At 49.3% G+C, this 21,262-nt stretch carries 23 protein-coding genes; 2 read left to right on the top strand and 21 right to left on the bottom strand.

Annotated features, from left to right (window positions below):
• Positions 1-2 precede the first annotated feature (2 nt).
• Together queG and NtB2_RS08515 are read right to left on the bottom strand one after the other, a co-directional pair.
• Positions 3-1,055 (bottom strand): tRNA epoxyqueuosine(34) reductase QueG, encoded by a 1,053-nt coding sequence (gene queG / locus NtB2_RS02295; RefSeq protein ID WP_109245331.1) that lies wholly within the window; start codon positions 1,053-1,055, stop codon positions 3-5.
• Positions 1,056-1,129: 74 nt separating this feature from the next.
• Entirely contained in the window at positions 1,130-2,059 is a 930-nt protein-coding gene (locus NtB2_RS08515; protein ID WP_125194935.1) for an LPXTG cell wall anchor domain-containing protein, read from the bottom strand.
• Between the two features lie 487 nt (positions 2,060-2,546).
• Here NtB2_RS08515 and NtB2_RS02275 point away from each other — a divergent pair, with 487 nt between their 5' ends.
• The gene (locus NtB2_RS02275; protein WP_109245327.1) at positions 2,547-3,416 is read left to right on the top strand and encodes a metallophosphoesterase; all 870 of its coding nucleotides are present in this window, start codon (positions 2,547-2,549) and stop codon (positions 3,414-3,416) included.
• An 80-nt stretch (positions 3,417-3,496) separates the two neighbouring features.
• Complete coding sequence (gene ntdP / locus NtB2_RS02270) at positions 3,497-4,027, top strand: nucleoside tri-diphosphate phosphatase (protein WP_109245387.1); 531 nt, start codon at positions 3,497-3,499, stop codon at positions 4,025-4,027.
• A gap of 208 nt (positions 4,028-4,235) precedes the next feature.
• On the opposite strand, the gene gyrB is transcribed toward ntdP, so the two are convergent.
• The 19 genes from gyrB to NtB2_RS02175 all read right to left on the bottom strand — a co-directional run bounded on the left by gyrB (position 4,236) and on the right by NtB2_RS02175 (position 21,220).
• Entirely contained in the window at positions 4,236-6,191 is a 1,956-nt protein-coding gene (gene gyrB, locus NtB2_RS02265; RefSeq protein WP_109245386.1) for a DNA topoisomerase (ATP-hydrolyzing) subunit B, read from the bottom strand.
• Between the two features lie 51 nt (positions 6,192-6,242).
• Entirely contained in the window at positions 6,243-6,980 is a 738-nt protein-coding gene (locus tag NtB2_RS02260) for a YwaF family protein (RefSeq protein ID WP_109245326.1), read from the bottom strand.
• Positions 6,977-7,573, bottom strand: coding sequence for an HAD family hydrolase (locus NtB2_RS02255; RefSeq protein WP_109245325.1), 597 nt, complete (start codon positions 7,571-7,573; stop codon positions 6,977-6,979). The genes NtB2_RS02260 and NtB2_RS02255 overlap by 4 nt, the downstream gene beginning before the upstream one ends.
• Before the next feature lie 215 nt (positions 7,574-7,788).
• Complete coding sequence (locus NtB2_RS02250; RefSeq protein ID WP_109245324.1) at positions 7,789-8,034, bottom strand: type B 50S ribosomal protein L31; 246 nt, start codon at positions 8,032-8,034, stop codon at positions 7,789-7,791.
• A 274-nt stretch (positions 8,035-8,308) separates the two neighbouring features.
• Positions 8,309-9,547 carry a signal recognition particle-docking protein FtsY gene (gene ftsY / locus NtB2_RS02245; protein WP_109245323.1) on the bottom strand — a complete coding sequence of 413 codons (1,239 nt, stop codon included), beginning with the start codon at positions 9,545-9,547 and terminating at the stop codon, positions 8,309-8,311.
• A 12-nt stretch (positions 9,548-9,559) separates the two neighbouring features.
• Complete coding sequence (locus tag NtB2_RS02240) at positions 9,560-10,369, bottom strand: Cof-type HAD-IIB family hydrolase (protein ID WP_109245322.1); 810 nt, start codon at positions 10,367-10,369, stop codon at positions 9,560-9,562.
• Positions 10,370-10,423: 54 nt separating this feature from the next.
• Positions 10,424-11,401 carry a hypothetical protein gene (locus NtB2_RS02235; protein WP_109245321.1) on the bottom strand — a complete coding sequence of 326 codons (978 nt, stop codon included), beginning with the start codon at positions 11,399-11,401 and terminating at the stop codon, positions 10,424-10,426.
• A gap of 44 nt (positions 11,402-11,445) precedes the next feature.
• Positions 11,446-12,450, bottom strand: coding sequence for a GTP 3',8-cyclase MoaA (gene moaA / locus NtB2_RS02230; RefSeq protein WP_109245320.1), 1,005 nt, complete (start codon positions 12,448-12,450; stop codon positions 11,446-11,448).
• Between the two features lie 145 nt (positions 12,451-12,595).
• Positions 12,596-12,838 carry a MoaD/ThiS family protein gene (locus tag NtB2_RS02225; protein WP_109245319.1) on the bottom strand — a complete coding sequence of 81 codons (243 nt, stop codon included), beginning with the start codon at positions 12,836-12,838 and terminating at the stop codon, positions 12,596-12,598.
• Positions 12,826-13,227, bottom strand: coding sequence for a molybdopterin synthase catalytic subunit (locus NtB2_RS02220; protein ID WP_109245318.1), 402 nt, complete (start codon positions 13,225-13,227; stop codon positions 12,826-12,828). Before NtB2_RS02220 ends, NtB2_RS02225 begins: the two co-directional genes overlap by 13 nt.
• A complete protein-coding gene (gene moaC, locus NtB2_RS02215; RefSeq protein ID WP_109245317.1) occupies positions 13,227-13,712 on the bottom strand; it encodes a cyclic pyranopterin monophosphate synthase MoaC in 486 nt (161 codons plus the stop codon). Before moaC ends, NtB2_RS02220 begins: the two co-directional genes overlap by 1 nt.
• Positions 13,713-13,722: 10 nt before the next feature.
• Positions 13,723-14,916 (bottom strand): molybdopterin molybdotransferase MoeA, encoded by a 1,194-nt coding sequence (locus tag NtB2_RS02210; RefSeq protein ID WP_109245316.1) that lies wholly within the window; start codon positions 14,914-14,916, stop codon positions 13,723-13,725.
• 531 nt (positions 14,917-15,447) lie between these two features.
• Complete coding sequence (gene nusB / locus NtB2_RS02205) at positions 15,448-16,059, bottom strand: transcription antitermination factor NusB (protein WP_109245315.1); 612 nt, start codon at positions 16,057-16,059, stop codon at positions 15,448-15,450.
• Positions 16,052-16,453 carry an Asp23/Gls24 family envelope stress response protein gene (locus NtB2_RS02200; protein ID WP_109245314.1) on the bottom strand — a complete coding sequence of 134 codons (402 nt, stop codon included), beginning with the start codon at positions 16,451-16,453 and terminating at the stop codon, positions 16,052-16,054. Before NtB2_RS02200 ends, nusB begins: the two co-directional genes overlap by 8 nt.
• Before the next feature lie 24 nt (positions 16,454-16,477).
• On the bottom strand, positions 16,478-17,035 hold the full coding sequence (efp, locus tag NtB2_RS02195; protein WP_109245313.1) for an elongation factor P: 558 nt from the start codon (positions 17,033-17,035) through the stop codon (positions 16,478-16,480).
• A gap of 83 nt (positions 17,036-17,118) precedes the next feature.
• Positions 17,119-18,168 (bottom strand): M24 family metallopeptidase, encoded by a 1,050-nt coding sequence (locus NtB2_RS02190; protein WP_109245312.1) that lies wholly within the window; start codon positions 18,166-18,168, stop codon positions 17,119-17,121.
• Between the two features lie 92 nt (positions 18,169-18,260).
• Positions 18,261-19,115, bottom strand: coding sequence for a class II fructose-1,6-bisphosphate aldolase (gene fba, locus NtB2_RS02185; RefSeq protein ID WP_109245311.1), 855 nt, complete (start codon positions 19,113-19,115; stop codon positions 18,261-18,263).
• Positions 19,116-19,124: 9 nt separating this feature from the next.
• Positions 19,125-20,054: a hexose kinase gene (locus NtB2_RS02180; RefSeq protein ID WP_109245310.1), complete on the bottom strand. Its 930-nt coding sequence runs from the start codon at positions 20,052-20,054 to the stop codon at positions 19,125-19,127.
• A 14-nt stretch (positions 20,055-20,068) separates the two neighbouring features.
• Positions 20,069-21,220, bottom strand: coding sequence for an AgaS family sugar isomerase (locus tag NtB2_RS02175; RefSeq protein ID WP_109245309.1), 1,152 nt, complete (start codon positions 21,218-21,220; stop codon positions 20,069-20,071).
• Positions 21,221-21,262: the final 42 nt, after the last annotated feature.

The raw sequence follows: 21,262 nt of genomic DNA, 5'->3' as shown, positions 1-21,262 counted from the left end.
CCCTATTTTATCACATTTCTAGGCTTTTTTCCAGCCAATATTTTCTGGATGGACCACTGGGCGGCTTCACGGATATCGTCCCTCGGGTCGTTCTCAGCCAGTTCAGCCAACCTTGGCAGGGCCGACTTGTCATTGATATTGCCCAGAGCATAGATGGCATTCCGCTGGATGGGGTTCTTGCCCCGCCAGCTACCAGCGACCTGGCCAAATTTTTCCTTAAACTGCTTATTAGATAAATCAAGCAGGGGCAACAACTCCGGCTGGGCCAACTCAGGGTCAGGCTCCATCTCAGCTGTGAAATGGCTGTCGATGCCCTTGTTATAGGGACAGACCATCTGACAGATGTCGCAGCCATAAATTGTCGTCTTGATTTTCTCTCGAAATTCCTCCGGCATTGCCCCCTTGGCCTGGGTCTGAAAGCTCAGACAACGCTTGGCATTGAGCCGGCCATCGCCCAAGAGGGCTTCTGTCGGGCAAAAGTCCACACAACGGCGACAGTCGCCACAACCATAGTCGAAGGCCTGGTCAGGGGCGATGTCCAGATTGGTCACCAGCTCGCCCAGAAAGACGTAAGAACCGTATTCTTTCGTGACCAAAAGGCCATTCTTACCGATAAAACCGAGGCCCGCCCTCTGTGCCACCGCGACATCAATCAGGGCACCTGTGTCCACCATGGCCTTATAGTCGTAGTGGCCGGCCAACTCCTCAATCCCTTCAGCAAGCTGTCTGAGCTTAGCATTCAGGACCTCGTGATAGTCCAGCCCCCAAGAGCTCCGGGAAAACTGCCCCCGACGATAAGCCGTCTTTTCGGGCTTCTCTTGTATCTTGCTCGGATAGGCTACAGCGACAGAGATGATGGTCCGGGCATTCTCCAGACTCAGCTTAGGATGCAGGCGTTCATCCAGGTTTTGATGCTCAAAACCCGAGCTGTGACCGGCCTCCTTTTGTTCTATCAACGACTGCCTCAGATGCTCAAAATCATCAGCTGGACTGAAGCCGATTTTTTGGATGCCTATGGAGCTGGCGAGAGCTTGGATTTCTTCTTTTAGGGTCATGTCTTTATTATAACAAAAAGAGCCAAGCTAGGCTTGGTCCTTTATGATACTGCTTTGACGAGAAGTTAAGAATTTTATCCTTCCTTATCTTCTTTTTTCTTTCTCTTGGCAAGAAGGAGTCCGATAGCTCCTGCCATGCCTAAGAGGCCGAGACCTGTGGCTGAGTTGCTTTCTTCGCCGGTGTCTGGGAGGAGGTTTTGATTACTAGCGTAAGCTGTGTCTGGGAGGGTGTGATTATCCAGGACATCCGCTTCAGAAAGACTGATTGATGTGCTCAATGAAAGACTTGTCGAGGTGCTCGTCGAGAGACTGCTTGAGGCACTCAATGAGAGGCTTGTCGACTCACTTGTAGAAAGACTTGTAGAAGCACTTGTAGAACCACTCAACGAAAGACTCGTAGAAGTACTACTAGACAAGCTAGACGACTTACTAGTACTCAAACTCTGACTCAAGGACCGAGAAACTGAATCCGAACCACTATTGGACAGTGAACTTGAGGTCGACAGGCTCGCCGAGTCACTCTCACTGTTCATGTCTGACATTGAGTCACTCATCGATGTAGAGGCTGACAGGCTACGACTGTCATTATTTGACAATGACTCAGACGTCGACAATGAGCTACTCAAGGATGATGACAGACTGCTTGATGCTGAGTTCGAGCTTGATTCAGAGGCTGACTTGCTGTCGCTCAGACTGCTTGATGTTGAGCTACTGCTTGAGTTTGAAGCGGAATCGCTCTGGCTGTCACGGTTAGACTCGCTAGTGCTCAAGGATTGACTGGCTGACTGACTCTTACTGATGGAGTTTGAAAGCGAGCTTGAAGTTGAAAGCGAAGCAGATTCACTTGAGCTAGCATCGTTTGAGCGACTGTCGCTGTCAGACTTAGAAGCTGACGTAGACTCAGAGATGGAGTTTGAAATACTACTGCTTTCAGAATTTGAAGCAGAATCGCTAGGGTCATTAGACTGGCTCTCACTTGATGAGTTAGAGGCTGACTCACTCATACTGAGTGATGTTGACTCGCTTGAGCTTTCAGATCAACCAGGACAGCTTGACTCTGAAAGACAAAACGACCCAATGGGAGCATTGGAAAGCCTTGATACTTCAGCTATCTTATAGTTTTTTTGCTTTAGACAGTATAGCCTATTTTGTACAAAAATAAAACGGTGTAACACACTCTTACAAGCTTGTTTCACTGTTTCTAGAGCATTATCTCAATTATCTAAAAACTTAATATGAGAGGGTGTTTTCATTACTTTTCATAAAGCCCTGATGACAGGACTTTTCAGCACATCTCTACTAGTGCTAGTCTTCAGGATTATGGTATTATCAGACAACTTCATATTCAGTTTGTTTTGTAAACGAAACAAAAATTCTCCTGTAACATTCTCTTGAAAGCCCTTCCTTTCACCTGCTCTTATCAGCATCTCTCCGCAAGAAAAAGCAAGCCCATTTTCAAATTCCCAGCAAAATTTATGTTATAATGACCCCATGACAAAACTCGGTATCCTCTCTGATTTCCACATGGACAGCAATCATTTTAACGAGGCCGACCTCCAGGTCTTTCGACAAACGCTAAAAGCCCTCGACATTGACCAGCTCCACTTCGCCGGTGACATCTCAAATGACTGGCAGGGCATCAGTAAGCCCTTTATGCAGTCGCTCGAGCCCGACTTCAAAGTCACCGCCAACCTTGGGAACCATGACATGCTGGGCCTAACTGAGGCTGAAATCGAAGCCGAAGATTACAAAGTTTACAACATCAATGGCACTGCCTTCCTCAGCTTCCACGGCTGGTATGACTATGCCTTTATGGAAGAGGCCCAGCCCAAGAAGATTCAGTCCTTCAAGCAGGCCTTCTACTTCGACCGAAAAATCAAGCGGGAGCTCTCAGACCCTGAGACGACTGATCGCATCATCGAGCGACTCAAGACCATCCTCTCTGACATCCAGACCGATCGCATTATCATTGCGACGCATTTTGTCCCGCATAAGGCCTTTATCATCAACACACGCTATGAAAAGTTGGCAAAATTTAACGCCTTTCTAGGTAGCCCCAGATTCCACAAGCTCTTCAGACAGGACGCAAGGATTAGCGACGTCGTCTTTGGCCACATCCACCACAGGATGGCAGCCCGCTTGCTCGATGGCATCCGCTACTACAACCGCCCCCTGGGCTATCCCTATGAGTGGCAACTCCTCCAGGACTTTATCCATGAGCACCCTGAGCTCGAGATTAGCCAGCCCTGGAAACTCCGAAAGCAATATCAGAAGGTCAAAGCCCTCCCTGAATGGCAGGCCTTTCGACAGAAAAATCTCAGCCAGGAGTTCAAGTCAGCCATCACGATTTTTGAGCTCTGAGAAACAAGACCTGTTATTTTCCCTAAAATTTGCTATAATAGAAAACGAGATCTTTGAATTTTGGAAAGTTGGTAATTGCCTTGAATATCCCAAAAGAAGGCGACTTTGTCACGATTCAAAGCTATAAGCATGATGGCAGTCTCCATCGTACCTGGCGTGATACGATGGTCCTCAAAACAAACGAAAACTCAATCATCGGAGTCAACGACCACACACTGGTCACTGAAAGCGACGACCGCCGCTGGGTCACAAGAGAGCCAGCCATCGTCTACTTCCACAAGAAATTTTGGTTTAACATCATCGCTATGATTCGTGAGGAAGGCGTCAGCTACTACTGCAACCTAGCTAGCCCCTTTGTCCTCGATAACGAAGCCCTAAAATATATCGACTACGACCTTGACGTCAAAGTCTTCAAAGACGGCGAGAAAAAACTCCTCGACGTCGAAGAATACGAACGCCACCGCAAGGAAATGAACTACCCTACCGAAATCGACCACATCCTAAAGGAAAACGTCAAAATCCTGGTCGACTGGATCAACAACGAACGCGGGCCATTTTCTAAGGAATATGTCGATATATGGTATAAGCGTTATCATCAATTAAAGAAATAGCCCTAGCGGGTTATTTTTGTTTTTCTTAATTCATCGCCTTAAATATTACATAATATTTTACGAATTTATTTTCGCTTCAAATTGCTATTATAAAGCTATTCTTTTATATTTAACATAACATTTATAGTAAAAAATATAAAAAAGTCTACTCACTTCCAAGTAGACTTTTTTCAACAAAAAAAGCCAGAATCTCATTCTAGCTTTCCAATCAAGCATCAATCGTAGAATACTGAGCATTCGCCTCAATAAACTCACGGCGGGGCTCAACCCGGTCGCCCATGAGCATATCAAAGATCTTGTCTGCTTCTGCAGCATCTTCGACTGAGACACGGGCCATCAGACGGTTTTCAGGATCCATTGTGGTTTCCCAGAGCTGATGATCATCCATCTCTCCAAGCCCCTTGTAACGCTGAATAATCGGCTTGCTCCGGCCCTGGCTCCAGCGTTCGACAGCCTCGGCAAGCTTCGTTTCTTGCTCTTCGCCAGGCTGGATGTATTCTTTGGTCTCAGAACCCACCTTAATCCCGTAAATCGGTGGCTGGGCAATGTAGACGTAGCCTGCTTCAACGACAGGTCGCATATAGCGGTAGAAAAGCGTCAAGAGCAGGGTCCGGATGTGGGCCCCATCGACATCGGCATCGGTCATGATGACGAGCTTGTGATAGCGAGCCTTACTGATGTCATAATCAGCTCCAAAACCAGTCCCCATAGCTGTAAAGAGGGAACGGATTTCTTCATTGGCCAAAATCTTGTCCATGGTTGCCTTTTCAACGTTTAAAATCTTACCACGGATGGGCAGAATAGCCTGGAACTCACGGTTACGGCCAGACTTAGCAGAACCACCGGCCGAGTCCCCTTCGACGATGAAGAGCTCTGTCTGCATCGGGTCGTTAGAGGAACAGTCCGCCAGCTTACCAGGCAGGTTTGAAATTTCAAGCCCTGACTTCTTGCGAGTGACCTCACGGGCACGCTTGGCAGCAATCCGAGCCTTAGAGGCCAGAATCCCCTTTTCGACGACCTTGCGGGCCACCTGAGGGTTTTCCAGCATAAATGTCTGCAAAGCCTCACTAAAGAGCTTGTTGACGATTCCTGTGACTTCTGAGTTTCCGAGTTTGGTCTTGGTCTGACCTTCAAACTGCGGATTTGGGTGCTTGACAGAGATGACGGCAGTCAGGCCTTCACGGACATCATCACCGGTCAGATTTTCCTCATTTTCCTTGAGGAGCTTGTTCTGCTTGGCGTAGTTGTTAATAACACGTGTCAAAGCTGTACGGAAACCTTGTTCGTGCGTTCCACCTTCATGAGTATTGATGTTATTCGCAAAACTCATAATAGTAGAGTGGTAAGTCCCTGTGTACTGCATGGCCACTTCGACAGAGATGCCATCCATTTCGCCCTCAGTGAAAATCGGTGTGTCAAAGATGACTTCCTTATTTTCATTGATATAGCTGACGTAAGACTGGATCCCACCTTCATAGTGGAACATGTCGTGCTTGTCTTCTTGACCTTCGCGTTTATCCGTAATAGAAATCCGAAGACCGCGGTTCAAGAAGGCCAGCTCACGAACACGGGTGACCAGCTTTTCATAGTCAAAGATTTGCGTTTCTGTGAAAATCGTAGGATCTGGCGTAAAGTGGACGGTCGTCCCCCGCTTATCTGTGTCGCCTGTGACTTTGAGGTCATCGACCACAATCCCTTGACGATACTCTTGGAAGTACTTCTTGCCGTCCTTGTGGACAGTCACATCAAGCTGGGTCGATAGGGCATTAACGACGGATGAGCCGACCCCGTGGAGACCACCAGAGACCTTGTAGCCGCCACCGCCGAATTTACCACCGGCGTGGAGGACCGTAAAGACGGTTTCCACCGCAGGACGGCCCGTCTTTTCTTGGATATCGACAGGAATCCCACGACCATCATCGACAACCGTAATAGAATTATCCGGCTCAATAAAGACTTCGATATGACTCGCAAAACCAGCCAAGGCCTCGTCAATCGAGTTATCGACGATTTCCCAGACCAGATGGTGAAGGCCTTCCTTACTGGTAGAACCGATATACATCCCAGGCCGCATGCGGACGGCTTCAAGTCCTTCTAAGACCTGAATCTGACTGGCATCATACTCCTCGGCCAGATGTTCTTGATCTTTAATTTCTTCTGTCAAAATGATTCTCATTTCTATTTAGAATAGCTCCTATTATTATAGCAGAAAAGGCTAGATTTTACTAGCCTTTCTCATAGTCTTAGCTAACTCCCAGGGCAGATACATGACCATCCAAAAGAGGAGGACAAGCAGTATCATTCCAAGAATATAAAAGTTTCCAAAAATATCATGGACCGGCATCAGCGGACTACCAGCCACCGGGATTTCCAGGAAAAAGAAATTCGTCGCCCAGAGCTGGTTGAGCACCCAAACGATAGGCACAATGACGACCATGACCCCAAGGACAAGGCGGAGCTCCCTAAAATCAGGCAGCAGCTCCCGGCTGATGAGCTGGCAGAGGACATAGCTGATCAGCAGGCAATGGATCAGGAAGGACTGCCAGACAAAAAGATTGATAAAGTGATTGGTCACCCAGTCAGGCGTGAGCTCAGCCATGAGAGCCCCTGGCAGAGTCAGGCTGTAGAGGAGGGCCTGGCTGGTCCGGGTCGGCTTGAAGGCGTCCCAGAGGACGAAGAAAATACCGAGGCCACAGAGCTGGAAGGGAAAGTTGCCCAATGTAAACTGTCCTGTTGATAGGAGGGCAATGTCTTTGATGACTTCTAGGCTGACGATGATGACGGCGATGGTCCGGCGGATAGTTTTTCTGTTGCTCCGCTCTGATTTTACATAATTTCTTATGATAAAAAATCCGACAAATGCTAGAAATAAGAGCGTCAATAAATGCGTCGGGCTAAACATGCCAAAGCCCGGCCCTGTTGCGAAGTCATTTGAGATGAAAAAGTAATTCATAAAAGTGCTTTTAAGTCCTTAATATTGCTTTTTGCTTGGGGATGGCTTGATTCAGCATCGAAGAAAATCCCGTCGATGCCTGCAGCGACTCCAGCTTCGATGTCAAGGGAACGGTCGCCAATAACGACGGTTTCTGCGGGAAGGAGCTGGTATTTGTCCAGCAGGTAGTTTAGAGAGCTAGGGTCAGGCTTTCTAGGAAAACCGTTGTCTGAGGTCACGACTTCTGTGAAAAACTCGGAGATGCCTGACTTTTTCAGAATGTCCAAGACCTGGCGGTTGCGGTGGCTGATCATAAAGTTTTTCCCACCAGCTGTCTTGACAGCCTCGAGCACCTCTTTTGCTCCTTTGAAGAGGATGGGTTGCTCCAGTGTCTCGGCCTCTAGTCTCTTGTAGACAGCCAGGAAACCTGGAACATCTGAAGCATAAGTTTCGACAGCATGCTCGGTCGAGATTTTCAGTGCCTGATAGACCTCCTCGTGCATGACCACCCGCTCAGCTGTCTCCCAGAGGGCTGCAGCAAAGGCGTGGCTGGAGGATTCATAATTATCAAGCAGGGTGCCACCGAGGTCCCAGATGTAGTTTTTGTAGTCCATTTCCGCAAGCTCCTTTAGATTTATATTATAACAAATTTTTTAGGGGTTTTTGGGGATGGAAAAGAGAAGTGAAGCGAGTTATAAGATTTAATAATTAAGAGGCCTTGCTCCTGCGTCAGAGCTTGGCTTTGCCAAGTGAGCTTCCGACTCAGCTTGTTTTCGTAAGCCTCTCTGACTTAGTCGCAGATATAAAAAAATGCCCATTGGGCATTTTTTTATTTGATACCGTATTTCTTGTTGAATCGGTCCACACGTCCGTCTGCTTGGGTAAATTTAGCTTTCCCTGTGTAGAATGGATGTGAGTCTGCAGATGTTTCCACACGGATCAATGGGTATGTGTTACCATCTTCCCATTCAACAGTTTCGCTTGAACCTTTAGTAGAACCGCTCAAGAACTTGAAACCTGTTGTTGTGTCCATGAATACGACTGGGCCGTAATTAGGATGGATATCTTTTTTCATTGTGCTGTTTTCCTTTCTGCCTTGGACTGTTTGCCAGACCAAAGTTGTACATAAGACCTAATTATTTTATCAAAAAGTTGGGAACTCGTCAAGGGTTAGGGCTGGTTATTTTGGAGAAAATTGTTTCACTCCAGAAAAGGGATTTATCAGCTGCGAGGCCGCGAGCAGCCCGCTTCGCGGTCTCATCGCTAAATTGGGAGCCCAAAGTCTCCCAATTTGCCTTATACCACAGCTGATAAATCCCTTTTCTTCCGTTAGACTAGCACTTTTTTCATCAAAGTAATTCTTTGAACAAGCCCTTAACAAAGTACTCTTCATCAAAGTCCGTCAAGTCCTCAATCTTCTCGCCAAGTCCGACCAGCTTGACCGGAATCTTCAGGCTCTGGACGATAGACAGGACAATCCCCCCCTTGGCAGAGCCATCAAGCTTGGTCAGGGCAATCCCTGTGATTGGGGTCACGGCTGAGAACTCCTTGGCCTGCTGGATGGCGTTTTGGCCGGTGGTGGCATCAAGGGCGAGGATGGTATCATGTGGAGCCTCAGGCACTTCCCGCTTGATGATCTTACCGATTTTTTCAAGCTCTTTCATCAGGTTGTCCTTGTTCTGCAGACGGCCTGCTGTGTCGACCAGGAGGACGTCATAGCCTTCTGCCTTGGCCTTTTGGACGGCATCAAAGACGACAGAGGCCGGGTCAGAGCCGGCTGGCTTGGTCACGACTTCGGCTGCCGAGCGATTGCCCCATTCGACCAGCTGGTCAATGGCACCTGCCCGGAAGGTGTCGGCAGCCGCAAGGAGGACCTTCTTGCCCTCTTTTTTATAGCGACTGGCGAGCTTGCCGATGGTCGTGGTCTTGCCGACCCCGTTGACACCGACAAAAAGGAAGATGCTCAGGCCCTCTTGCAGATTGAGCTCTGAGGGGAGCTGTTCTTCGTCAAATTTATCGACAATTTTTTCTACAATCAAGGCCCGCAGGGCATCCTGGCTCTTGGCCTTGGCCAGTCTCGCCTCACCTCTGAGCTCTTCTGTGATCGCCATGGCGAGCTCTACGCCCACGTCAGACATGATGAGGGTCTCTTCGAGGTCTTCAAAGAAATCTTCATCGACCGAGCGGAAATTGGCCAAAAAGGCGTTAAATCGCTCGCCAAAGCTGCTTCTGGTCTTTTTCAATGAAGCTTCGTACTTGGCTTCGATGGTCTGCTCAGGCTCAGGGGCTGGTGTTTCCACTACTGAAACTGGCTCAGCAAGCTTAGGCTCAGCCTTGGCTGACCCCTGCATTTCCGAAAGCCTTGCTGCGATAGATTCTGAGGCAGTCATCGAGTAGACGGCTGACTGAGAGGCCATCTGAGTCTCTGAGCGAGTCTCTGACTGACTTTCAGACGCAGAGCTTGATGCCATCATGCGCTCTGACTGCGATTCAGAGGTCGCTTCGCTCACGACTTCAACAGCTTCTACGACTTCTTCTACTTGTTTTTCTTCCTTATTGCCCCCAAAGAGGCGGTCAAAAAGTCCCATAGACTCTCCTTTTTACAAAATATAATCCTCGATGAACTGGGCAATGCCGTCTTCATCGTTTGTCTTGTCAAGAATGACGTCAGCAGACGCCTTGACCTCATCTGAGGCATTTTTCATAGCCACGCCAGTGCCGGCCCAGCCAATCATCGACAGGTCATTTTCCTCATCGCCACAGGCTGCGACCTGCTCAGCGGTCAGACCCAGTGTCTTACAGAGCTCAGCCAGGCCATAGGCCTTGTTCACGCCTTGTGGCATGAACTCTAAAATCTTGGCCTGAGTCTTAAAGATTTCCAATTTTTCCTTATATATCGCTGGAATCTCTGGAATCTTCTCGTCGAGGACCTCCTGGTCGGTCGAGGCCACAATCTTGTTGATGACCGTCTCCTCTGTCATCTCGTCCAAATTCCGTTTTTGGAAATGCATGTAGGTATTGATGGTATGGTAGAGGGAAGGGCGAGGGCTATCGGTCTCAAAGACCTCTTCTTCACTAAGGATGTCGCAGGGGATGCCCAGCTCGTCGGTCAGTGCCTTGATGTCCAGGGCTTCTGTGAGGTTAAGCGTCTTTTTAGAGAGGATACTCCCGTCATTTCGCTGAATCAGGCCACCATTGTAGGTAATTGAAAACTCATCTGCACTGCGGGTTTTCAGGACATCCAAATAGGGCTGAATGCCGAGCAGGGGACGGCCTGTCGTGAGGACGACGTGGACACCATTTTTACGGGCGGATTGAATGGCCTGTCTGTTGAGCTCCGAGATTTCTTTTTTGTTATTGAGCAAGGTCCCGTCGAGGTCCAGGGCCAAGAGTCTGATGTCTTTTTTCATAGTTCTATTATAGCATGGATGCAGCAAAAAAAGCCGGCTAAGTCTAGCTGGCTCCTATTCCTTAAACACTTCTTTCTTAGCCAGTAAAAACTTCCCGCCAGCAAGCTGCTCAAAATCAAGCTCTACCCGGTTGATGGGGACCTGGAGGTCCTCATAAATAACTTTTGCCTCATAGCCCTGGACCCGCTTGCCTTTGGCATTAGGATTCCTAAAATGGCTGATTTCAATGCTCTTCGGGTAGCCAAAAAGTGCAAAACAGTCCTTCATCGTAGAGCCAGAATCCCCTGTGTCAAAATCGCCTGCCTTCAGTTGCTGGTAATTGAGCTGGCTGAAGGGATTCTCAAGGCCTGTAATCTCGTTGTCTGCCTTGCCCAGATGGTAGGCGGTCGCCTTTCTCAAGCGGTAGCTAGCGTCTCCTTGCTGGATAAACTCTAGGTCGACCCGTCTTTGACGGCGGGTATCATCGACATCTTCAGAGTAGCTGAGGTACTTTAAGGGCAGTTCATTGCCATTTTGCGTGTCACTGCTGGACTGGACCTGGCCGTATTTGGCGACCAGGCTGGTCAGCTCTTCGCCGTCCTTGCCTTCTTCATTGCCGATTTTAAGCTGTAAAAAGTCGTTGATAGTCCAGCTAAAGGCAGAGCCGTAGCCTGGGCCGAGATTGTCGCCAGCAGCTTGTTTGGGGAGGAGACGGCTACTGCTGTCTGTTTGGACATGCTTAGCCTGTTGCTTGACAGTCTTCGGGCTTGAGCTTGGCAGGAACATCAAAACAAGGGCGAGGATAAGCCCCAGACTCGAAAAGACAGTCCCCATCAAGGCCAGGGCATTCTTATTTCGACGGTTGATTATCAAGCCGGCCAGACCCATTCCCAGGCCTAGAACTGCAGATACCAAGGCAAAAAAATGCGACCAGAAATAAAGCCAAGAAAAAGCTCCAAGCAGCACGGAGGCGATGGAAATCCCAATCAGCTTTTCTCTTGTCGGACTCCAGGCCTGTCTGGCCGTCCGCCTTTTATTAGATTGTTCTGTCATTTTCCCTTTTATAAAAAGAAGCTCGTGACGAGCCCTTTTATTGTCTATCCGCCAATCTGACTCATGTGTCGCCAGGTTGGTTTTTGAAATTCGTTTTTCTCATTTTCAGCCAGGGCCATCTCATGGTTTTCAGGCTTACCGTTGAGGCTCTTTTGAATCAGGGCCTCGAAGGCTTCAAAGTCGTTCAAAACCTCACGGACATTATCCTCATCGTCCCAATAAAGACAAGACTTGAGAGCACCGTCAGCCGTGACCCGCAGGCGATTACAGCTCTCACAGAACTGGCAGGAGACCGGATGAATCAGGCCGAAAGAGCCCTGCCCCCCCTTAATCTGAAAGTTTTCAGAGGGGCCATTCCCAGGAATGCCGATAGGCTCGTATTCCCAGCCCTTTTCCTGACAAATATCAAAGACCGATTCAATCCCCTTGTAGTTGTCCTGCCAGAGCTTCTGGTCACGATCAGAATTGTGGCCAATGGGCATGAACTCGATGAAGCGGACATTGACCGGATGCTCAATAGAATACTGGAGGAAGTCTACGACCTCATCAGCATTTTGCCCGGCAATGACGACACAGTTCATCTTGAGTTCAAAAGGAAACTGGCTCGCCACCTCAAGGCCTGCAATGACCTGACGGATATTGCCCCCCCGAGTGATTTCCCGGTATTTCTCAGGCTTAAATGTATCTAGGCTGATGTTAATCCGCTTGACTCCTGCCTCATAGAGGTCGCCAGCCATGCGTTTCAGAGCCAGGCCGTTGGTGGTCAGAGCGATGTCTTTGATGCCTGGAATCGCGTTAATCCCCCGGATAATGTCTAAAATATCGTGTCGCATGAGGGGCTCACCGCCTGTGATACGGACCTTCTCAATGCCCAGCTTAGCAAAATTCTCCACCAGCTGGATTATTTCTTCGCCAGAGAGGACCTTGTCGTCTGGGAAAAATTCCAGGCCTTCTTCAGGCATGCAGTAAACACAGCGGAGGCTACATTTATCAGTGATAGAAAGTCTCAGGTAGTCGTGCTTGCGACCAAATTTGTCGATGAGTGTCATTTTTCTCCTTTTGGACGGCTCTCTAGGTCCGCCTATTACTCAGAGTTTGTGTAAATTATTATGTAAATGTTTCGTTGAGCTCTAACTGTTGATACTTTGCTCCGCAAAGTTTTATTCGCCGATTAAATGCTCACTTCAATCGCATTTAACCACCAGAAACCGGCGGAATAATCGCAATCTCACGGGCATCTTCCCGCTTGATTTGCTCGTCGTAAATATAGGTCTGGTTGACGGCGACATTGCATTTTGCGATGTCCTGGGCCTGGTTGGGATAGCCCTTGGTCAGGAGCTCCAGAATGTCCTGCTTGTCAAAGCTTTCAGGGAGTTCAATTTGGATGCGATTGCCCAGAAACTCACCGAGCTCGCCAAAGAGGATTATTTCCCCCATCGTTCTTCCTCCCCGTCGATTTCTTTTTTCCAGATTGGAACGCTCTTTTTCAGGTCGTCAATCAGCTGATGGCAAGCCGTCAGGGCTTCGTAGCGGTGGACAGATGCCACGCCGACAAAAACGACCTCTTCTTCGACCTTGGCCTCGCCCAGTCTGTGGGCAATTACCACCCGGCTACCCTTGGCTTCTACAGCTTCAGCTAATTTTTCAAGCTCTTTAATCGCCATTTCCTCGTAGGCCGTGTAGGCGATAGACTCAGTGTGCTCGTCGCCTGTCCACTCACGTACTGTGCCGATAAAGATGCCGGTCCCGCCAAATTTCGGCCCTTTAAGTGCCTGATAGAGCTCGGCCATCGGCAGGGGACCATGATAAAGTTTAATCAATGCCATTATTTTTCTTCCTCATAAACAAAGTGGCCGCTCTTACCGCCTTCTTTTTCAAGGAGGTAGCAGTCTGTGATTCGCATGCTCTTGTCAATGGCCTTACACATATCATAGATGGTCAGGGCCGTGATTTGAACTGCGGTCAGGGCCTCCATCTCAACGCCGGTCTGGCCGGTAACCTTGACGGTCGCTGTGATGATAATCTGGTCTCTGTCATTGTCTTCAAAGTGAATGTCAACGCCCGTCAAGAGCAGGAGGTGGCACATGGGTATCAGCTCGCTGGTCTTCTTGGCTGCCATGATGCCAGCAGTCTGCGCCACAGCGAGGACATCGCCCTTCTTCATACCGCCTGATTTGATCCGGCGGAGGGTCTCCTCCTGCATGATGACGCTGGCTCTTGCTCTGGCAATCCGCTTTGTGACGGCCTTATCAGAGACATCGACCTGCTTGGCCCGGCCTTGGGCGTTGATATGGGTTAATTCTTCTGTCATTTTTACTATCTTATCTTCCTGGGAGTTGCCAGACAATCACTTCTTGGCCAACTTCAGCAACGCTGTCATGGGCAATCTTAAAGAAACAGTTGGCCTGGTAGAGGCTAGAGAGCTCGCTAGATTGGCCCTGACCGTTGAGGCTGACCTGGCCGTCTTTGAGCACGCCATTGAGCCAGCGGTCAAATTCGTTTTTCTTTGTATAGGCCATCTGAACCTTGGCCTTGCCTGGTTTGATGGCTGTCTTTTGTCCTTGGAAACGGCGGATCAAGGGCTCAGCAAAGAACCAAAAGCCGGTAAAACAGGCTGAAGGATTGCCAGAGAGGGCGACGACAGGGCTTTCATTCATGATGAAGAAGGTCGTCGGACTGCCTGGCCGCATGGCCAGTTTATTGAATTTCCAGTCATTTTCCTGGGCGATGACTGCCATATAGTCAAAGTCGCCGACAGAAACACCACCGGTCGTGATGACCAGGTCATTTTCCCGGCTGAGTTTGTCCAGCATGGCACGCGTCTCATCGAGCTGGTCAGGCAGGACGTATTCTCCAGTGGCGATAGCACCATTTTCCATGGCCAGGCCTTGGAGGAGAGGGCCATTGGAGTTGTAGATCTTGCCGTCATTTTGACCGGCTGAATCGGCAAGCTCAGAGCCAGTGGCGACGACAGCGACTTTTGGCTTGTCATAGACCTGGATTTCTTCGACCCCAAAGGCGACTAGGACGCTGATGGCCCCTGCGTTAAGGCTCGTGCCTTTTGGCAGGTAGAGTTCATCCTTATCGATTTCCTCTCCGATTTCAGAAATATTAGATTTTGCAGGACTTTCACTGATGAGGACCCGGCCGTCCTCGGTCTTTTTTGTGACCTCAAGCATGATGACCTTGGCCACATCGTCAGGTACCTTGGCCCCTGTCATGATACGGATACACTGGCCTGGCTTCAGACTCTTCTTGAAGTCATCGCCCGCTGCCACATTTTCCACCATTTCAAAAGACTTGGGAAAATCATGGTCATCCTCAGACAAAATCCCGTAGCCATCATAGCCAGACCGCCGGAAATAGGGAATCGGGAAGGTTGCCCGCATATCTTCTGCAATGACAAAGCCATGAGCCTCACGGACCCGCTTTGTAATGACCCGAGGCTTGAGCTCAGCCTCGGCTATAAAGGCTTTTGCCTCGTCTAATGAAATTGCTGTTCTTTTTAAATACATAATGATAATTATAGCATAATTTTAGGCTTTAGTACCTTGCAGGTGGATTCCCTTCGGGTTGGGGATGTTTCTAGTAGTGGGTGCTCGCGGAACTAGCTTCGAGTGTTGCTAAGCCCTGCTTAGTCTCGCTCACGCGAGCCGTCGCATGGCAAAGCAACACTACTTGCGGATTTTCGCACCGCGGATTACACGACAGCAGAGCTGTCGGTAATCCCACTACTAGAAAATCCCCTGGAGCTAGGCCTTCGGCCGTTTGGCTCTGCCAAACCTGCAAAGCAGTCCGGCGAAGCCGGGAGCGGAGCTCAAAAACAAAGGGGATTTTCTAATAATGGGAAGACAAGTAGCTTTGCTACTTAGTCTTCCGCACAGGGGAGATCCGCAAGTACTATTTCTTAGTGGTTCGACGGCTCCCGTAGGGAGACTAAGAGACACTTAGAAATAGTCGAAGCTAGCTCCCCGAGCACCCATTATTTGAAACATCACCAACCCGAAGGGGCATAGTCGCCTGCAAGGCACCCAAATAAAAAAACCTCAAATGAGGTTTTTCAACAATCCATTCACAAACTTCCCTGAAGTCTCATCCGAGAAATCCTTGGCAAGCTCGATGGCTTCATCAAGGGCGATTTTCTTAGAAATGTCAGTCTTCAGCATTTCATAAGCCCCGATACGCAGGACACAGCGTTCGACATTGGTCAATCGCTCAAGCGACCAGCCTTTTGCCAGGTACTGCTCAATCTTGGCGTCCAGCTCTTCTTGATAGGCTTCGACCCCCTCAAGGAGCTCTGTAAAGAAGGCAGGGAGCTCAACGATTTCATCTTCATCAGAAAGCTCTTCCTGATAGCTAAAGACAAATTGCTCGACGGCTCCAGGCTTGGCTTCAATCTTAAAGCGCTCGGCCTCATCCGCCTGGAGCTTGATGCTGTTGACTTCACGGGTCAGGTCTTTGATTTCGATCTGGGCGGTAAAGTCATCTTCCTTGGCGAAGTGTTGCTTCTTATCCAGCTTTAACTGGAGCTTTTCAGCAGATTCTCGCTTGGCCTTGGCTTCCTTGTCGATTTCCTTTTGGATGTTGTCAATGAGTTCAAGATTAAAAAGTGCTTGAAGCACTTTTTGTCTGATTTCATGTTGGCTCAGCTTAGGCATTAAAGAAACCCTCGTCAAACAGCTCGTCCAAGCTTGGCTTTTCAGCTTTTTCTGTCACGACACCGACGACGTGGATATTGACCTCATCGATTTGGACGTCTGTGGCTTGTGAGACTGCTTCTTTCACTTCTTTTTGAATGTTGAGGGCAACCTTAGGCACGCTCACACCGTAGGTCAGGTAGACATAGATGTCGACGGTGACCTTGTCGTTTTCGTCAGAGCTGATGTAGACACCACGCCCTTCAGATTTTTTTCCCAAGCTGTCAGAGAATCGCTTGTTGCGGAGGGTATGAACCCCTTCAATCTTTGCAGCTGTGATGCCGACGATGACTTCAAGAACTTCAGGTGCAATGACGATTTCGCCTAATTCTTCTTGTATTGTATTTTCTGTCATAGCTTTTCCTCTTGTTTATTGGGATTATGCACGCTTGAGGTATTCTCCAGTTTGAGTGTTGATTTCAAGCTTGGTGCCGACTTCAACGAAGTCAGGAACGTTGACCACAAGGCCTGTTTCCATAGTCGCTGGCTTACCTGAGCCTGTCACAGTCGCCCCCTTGATAGAAGGTTGTGTTTCAGTGACTTCAAGGACAACCGTTGTTGGCAGTTGAAGGCCGATGACTTCTGTGCCGAAGAATTGAATCTTCACGTCAGTATTTTCAAGGACATAGAGCAATTCATCTTTGACTTGTGAAACTGGGATTTCGTATTGGTCATAAGTCTCGTTGTTCATGAAGAAGGCTGTATCATCCATCTGGTAGAGGTATTGAGCAGAAACTGTCTCGATGACTGCCTGTTCAAATTTATCTTCAGGACGGTAGGTATCATCGAAGGTTGAACCTGAACGGACATCCTTCAATTTCATACGCATGATGGTATTTCCCTTACCTGGTTTGTGGTGGCTGGCTTCCATAACGCGAAGCAATTTATCGCCGTTCAAGAAAGTCATGCCGGCTTTGAGGTCGTGTGCTGCTACCATTTTTAATTCTCCTAATGTTTACATAATTTTAAGGCGGAAGACCGCTATTAACTTGTTCATTTTAGCATTTTCAAGCGAGAAAATCAAATAATCGTGAGGGCCTTGCTCGAGCTCGTCAGGACCTCACAGCCATTCTCCGTAATCAGCAGGTCGTCTTCAATTCGGACCCCACCAAAGTCAGGGATATAGATGCCCGGCTCATCGGTCAGGACCATTCCCGCCTTGATTTCTCCTTTAGCTGTCTTGCTAAAATAGGGAATCTCGTGGACATCCAGCCCTAGGCCGTGACCAATGCCATGCGTAAAATAGTTAGCATAGCCGCCCTGATCGATGACTTGACGGGGAATCGCATCATAGTCAGACAATTTCATGCCGGCCCTGGCCTTAGCGATCAAAGCCTCATTTGCCGCCTTGACCAGATGATAAATCTCTGCCATCTTAGGCTCAGCCTGTCCTAGAAAGACCGTCCGGGTCATGTCGCTGGCATAGTGCTCATAATAACAGCCAAAGTCGATGGTAATCGGGTCGCCAACCTGTATTATTTTATCGGTCGCCAGGCCATGGGGCAGGCTAGAACGCTTGCCAGAGGCCACAATCGTATCAAAGCTCAGGCCAGAGGCTCCATATTCCCGCATCTTAAAATCTAAAAAGTTGGCAACTTCTATCTCGGTCTTGCCGGCCTTGATAAAGTTGAGGACATCAGTAAAGGCCCTATCTGCAATGTCCGCCGCCTTTCTCATCTTTCTGATTTCATCTTCAGACTTAATCTGCCGGAGCTCCATAAGAAAGTCTGTCCTGGCTAAGAGCTCCGCCTCAAAGGCCTGGCTCAGGCTCTTGTAGAAGGCATAGTCGACCGTGTCCTCAAAGGCAATCCGCTCAAGGCCTAGCGCCAGGTGCTCAGAGATATAGCCAATCGCATTTCGGCTATTGATGACATCAACGCCAACGACAAGGCTCTTGGCCATCTCAAAATAGCGGTCATCAGTAATCAGAAACTGCTCTTTGTCAGTGATAAAGACCGTCCCGGCCGTTCCTGAAAAGCCGGTCAGATAAAAGATATTCTTCATATCTGTGATGATAATGGCGTCTAGCCCCTCTTGCTCGAGTCTCTCTCTGATGGCTTGAAGTCTCATATTTTGCTCCTTTTCTTAGAAAACGCTCATTATATTCTATTATACCAAAAGGAGGTGAAAAGGAAGCCTGATATTGGCTTCTTTTTTAGGGATTAGTCGGCCTTTCCTGCTGAACCGAGCATCTGGATTTTCTGCTTGACCAAGGCCTTAACAGCCCTCTTGGCCTGGCTGTTATATTTCTTGGGATCAATGACTTGGCTATCCTCTGCCAGATAGGCCTTGACAGCTTCTGTAAAGGTCGCCCGGAGCTCGGTGGCATAGTTGACCTTGGCAATACCTAGCCTAACAGCCTTGGCCACGTCTTCATCTGGAATACCTGAGGTCCCGTGAAGGACCAGGGGCAACCCGCCCGTCTTTTCACGCACGGCCTGGAGGACATCAAAGGCCAGATGGGGCTCCGCCTTATAGAAGCCGTGGACATTGCCGATGCCGATAGCCAGAAAGTCCACGCCCGTCAGGTCGGCAAAAACCTGAGCCTCTTCAGGGTCGGTATAGGCCAGGCCCTCGGCTTCATTGCCGTCTTCTTTACCACCGACAATGCCGAGTTCTGCTTCGACAGGAATCCCCATGGCATGGGCCATCTTGACGACTTCTTGACTTGTCGCGACATTCTCATCAAAAGGCTTTTTGGAGGCGTCAATCATGACTGAAGTATAGCCGGCCCGCAAACAGCGGGCGACCCGCTCAAATCCGTCTCCGTGGTCCAGATGGAGGACGACAGGCACAGTAGCCTTGCCGGCCGAAGCAGAGACCATCTCATAAAACATCTCTGGCGGGGTGGTATTGAGCGTGCCTGAGGTCGTCTGCACAATGACTGGAGCCCTGAGCTCTTCTGCTGCTTCGACGATGGCCTCGACCATCTCCATATTTTCTGCATTAAAAGCACCGATGGCATAGCCCTCTTTGAATGCTAGATCTATCATTTCCTTACTCTTTACTAGTGTCATCTCTCCTCCTTATATTTTTTCTACCTTAATTTGCTCAAAGAGCTCTGGAAAATGCTCCATGTTGATATGACCCGTTTGAGCCTCCTGGGCATTGAGCATACCACAGACATTGGCAAGCTTGAGGCAGTCTTCTATGCTGGCTCCTATCGTCATACCAAAGGCCAGGCCTGCCACCGAGGCATCACCTGAGCCGACCGGATTGATGACAGCAATCTCAGGAATCCTGACCCGGTAGAGCTCGCCCTTGACCCTGGCAATCGTCCCCGCCTTGCCCAGCGAGATGACAATCCAGTCAATACCGTCAAACAAGGGTTCATTGAGGGCCTCTTTGACATTTTCCAGGCCGATTTCTAGGCCGAGCAACATGGAAAACTCTTCGATATTGGGCTTGATGAGAGTCGGCTTGATCTCTGCATTGACCAGTGCTTCAAGGGCCAGGCCTGAAATATCGACCAGAACAGGCTTATTTCGCTGACTCGCAAGCTTGACCAGTTGGCTATAGAAGTCGGGATCTAGGCCAGCAGGCAAAGATCCTGACATCGTGATTGCTTCAACATCGCCTAATGACTTCTCAAAGGCCTGGAGAAAAGCCTCTTTCTCTTCTTTGAGGATAGTCGGGCCTTTTTCTAAAATCTCCGTCTGCATGCCTGCGTGTAAGATAGCAATGCAATTCCTTGTCCTGCCAATGATTCTGGTAAAACGACAGCTGATGCCTCCGCCTTCCAGCTCCCGGATGAGCTCCGTTCCGAGCCTCCGGTCAGCAAAGCCTGTAGCAATCACGTCCGCCCCCAGCTCATCCAGGACCCGACTTACATTGAGGCCCTTGCCACCCGCCGTCTTGCTGAGCTTTGAGACCCGGTTCATGCTGCCCAGGGCCAGATGATCGAGCTGATAGGCGATGTCAATGGCGGGGTTTAGGGTTACTGTCAGTATGGTCATGCTTAGCACCTCCTTCATTCCTTATATGGATAAATCTTAACCCCCTTCACCACCCGGTTGACCGTCCCGCTGTGTGAGGGTGTGTCCGGCGTATTGCCGACCAGAAGAGAGGCCTTGAGGGCGATGACATGGGCAAAGACAAAGGCCGGAAAGACCAGGTAGGCCGACTTGAGCTCTGGAGCCGTCTTATAGCTAAAGTCTTCAGAGAGGCCCTGACCGATGGCGAGGACTCGCTCTGCAATCCCGTCTTTTTTGACTTCATGATAGAGGTCCATGTCATATTTTCTGGTGTAGGCCTGGTTGTCCATAAAGATAAAGACAGCCGTCTTGTCATTGATAAAGGACTTTGGCCCATGACGGAAGCCCATCGAGCTATCAAAAACGGTCGCAATTTGCCCAGCGGTCAGCTCAAGAACCTTGAGACTGGCCTCTCTGACAAATCCAGCGAGACTACTCGAGCCCAGGTAGACCAGCCGTTCTGTCTCCCTGCTAATGCAGGCTGTGATTTCATCTTCCCGCCTGAAAATATCTTCAGCAAGGCTTGCCAGAATATTGACCGCCTCCTCTTTTTCTCCCAGCTTTTCTTGAGAAAAAATCAGGGTCGCAAGCAAGGTCATCGAGCTACAAGAGCCAGTCATAGCAAAGCCTTGGTCGTTTGAGCTTGGCGGAAGCAGGCAGGTCATGCCCTTCTCCAACTCATGGCCTTTTTTGGCCAGCTGGCCTTCACTGGCACAGGTCAAGACCAGATGGTAGCTGTCTTTGACGACTTGCTCGACCAGATCGACCGTAGCCACCGACTCAGGAGAATTCCCGCTCCGAGCAAAGGAGACAAGCAGGGTCGGCCGATCGGCCACCAGGGTCGCCTTGGGAGCCGAGACGATGTCGGTCGTCCCAATCGACTCAAAGCTAAAATGCTCGGTGTCGCCCAGCTCTGTCAGACTCTTGACCAGGATGTCGCCTACATATTGCGAGCTCCCCGCCCCGGTAAAGATGACTCGGAGCCGGCCGTGCTGGCTAATTAGGCCGGCGAGAAAGCCTTCAATTTCCTCTCGTTGCTCGATGTAGCCAGCCCAGACCTCCCGCCAGAGGTCAGGCTGGTTCAGCGTTTCTTTTACAGTATGGATTGCTCCGACTGCCTTCAGCTCTTCTTCTGCTAATTCAAACATCAATATTCCTCATTTCATTCATTTTATTTATGGCTTGATTAT

The organism is Lactococcus termiticola (assembly GCF_003116835.1).
GTDB lineage: Bacteria > Bacillota > Bacilli > Lactobacillales > Streptococcaceae > Lactococcus > Lactococcus termiticola.
Note: the sequence above shows the minus strand (reverse complement) of the source record. Positions and strands in the feature narration are given on the sequence as shown.

What these genes read in the sequence shown, in the direction of transcription:
- queG (WP_109245331.1), bottom strand. Translation starts at nt 1,055, where the DNA reads ATGACCCTAAAAGAAGAAATCCAAGCTCTCGCCAGCTCCATAGGCATC.
- NtB2_RS08515 (WP_125194935.1), bottom strand. Translation starts at nt 2,059, where the DNA reads ATGAGTGAGTCAGCCTCTAACTCATCAAGTGAGAGCCAGTCTAATGAC.
- NtB2_RS02275 (WP_109245327.1), top strand. Translation starts at nt 2,547, where the DNA reads ATGACAAAACTCGGTATCCTCTCTGATTTCCACATGGACAGCAATCAT.
- NtB2_RS02260 (WP_109245326.1), bottom strand. Translation starts at nt 6,980, where the DNA reads ATGAATTACTTTTTCATCTCAAATGACTTCGCAACAGGGCCGGGCTTT.
- NtB2_RS02255 (WP_109245325.1), bottom strand. Translation starts at nt 7,573, where the DNA reads ATGGACTACAAAAACTACATCTGGGACCTCGGTGGCACCCTGCTTGAT.
- NtB2_RS02250 (WP_109245324.1), bottom strand. Translation starts at nt 8,034, where the DNA reads ATGAAAAAAGATATCCATCCTAATTACGGCCCAGTCGTATTCATGGAC.
- ftsY (WP_109245323.1), bottom strand. Translation starts at nt 9,547, where the DNA reads ATGGGACTTTTTGACCGCCTCTTTGGGGGCAATAAGGAAGAAAAACAA.
- NtB2_RS02240 (WP_109245322.1), bottom strand. Translation starts at nt 10,369, where the DNA reads ATGAAAAAAGACATCAGACTCTTGGCCCTGGACCTCGACGGGACCTTG.
- NtB2_RS02235 (WP_109245321.1), bottom strand. Translation starts at nt 11,401, where the DNA reads ATGACAGAACAATCTAATAAAAGGCGGACGGCCAGACAGGCCTGGAGT.
- moaA (WP_109245320.1), bottom strand. Translation starts at nt 12,450, where the DNA reads ATGACACTCATCGACAAATTTGGTCGCAAGCACGACTACCTGAGACTT.
- NtB2_RS02225 (WP_109245319.1), bottom strand. Translation starts at nt 12,838, where the DNA reads ATGGGGGAAATAATCCTCTTTGGCGAGCTCGGTGAGTTTCTGGGCAAT.
- NtB2_RS02220 (WP_109245318.1), bottom strand. Translation starts at nt 13,227, where the DNA reads ATGGCATTGATTAAACTTTATCATGGTCCCCTGCCGATGGCCGAGCTC.
- moaC (WP_109245317.1), bottom strand. Translation starts at nt 13,712, where the DNA reads ATGACAGAAGAATTAACCCATATCAACGCCCAAGGCCGGGCCAAGCAG.
- NtB2_RS02210 (WP_109245316.1), bottom strand. Translation starts at nt 14,916, where the DNA reads ATGTATTTAAAAAGAACAGCAATTTCATTAGACGAGGCAAAAGCCTTT.
- nusB (WP_109245315.1), bottom strand. Translation starts at nt 16,059, where the DNA reads ATGCCTAAGCTGAGCCAACATGAAATCAGACAAAAAGTGCTTCAAGCA.
- NtB2_RS02200 (WP_109245314.1), bottom strand. Translation starts at nt 16,453, where the DNA reads ATGACAGAAAATACAATACAAGAAGAATTAGGCGAAATCGTCATTGCA.
- efp (WP_109245313.1), bottom strand. Translation starts at nt 17,035, where the DNA reads ATGGTAGCAGCACACGACCTCAAAGCCGGCATGACTTTCTTGAACGGC.
- NtB2_RS02190 (WP_109245312.1), bottom strand. Translation starts at nt 18,168, where the DNA reads ATGAGACTTCAAGCCATCAGAGAGAGACTCGAGCAAGAGGGGCTAGAC.
- fba (WP_109245311.1), bottom strand. Translation starts at nt 19,115, where the DNA reads ATGACACTAGTAAAGAGTAAGGAAATGATAGATCTAGCATTCAAAGAG.
- NtB2_RS02180 (WP_109245310.1), bottom strand. Translation starts at nt 20,054, where the DNA reads ATGACCATACTGACAGTAACCCTAAACCCCGCCATTGACATCGCCTAT.
- NtB2_RS02175 (WP_109245309.1), bottom strand. Translation starts at nt 21,220, where the DNA reads ATGTTTGAATTAGCAGAAGAAGAGCTGAAGGCAGTCGGAGCAATCCAT.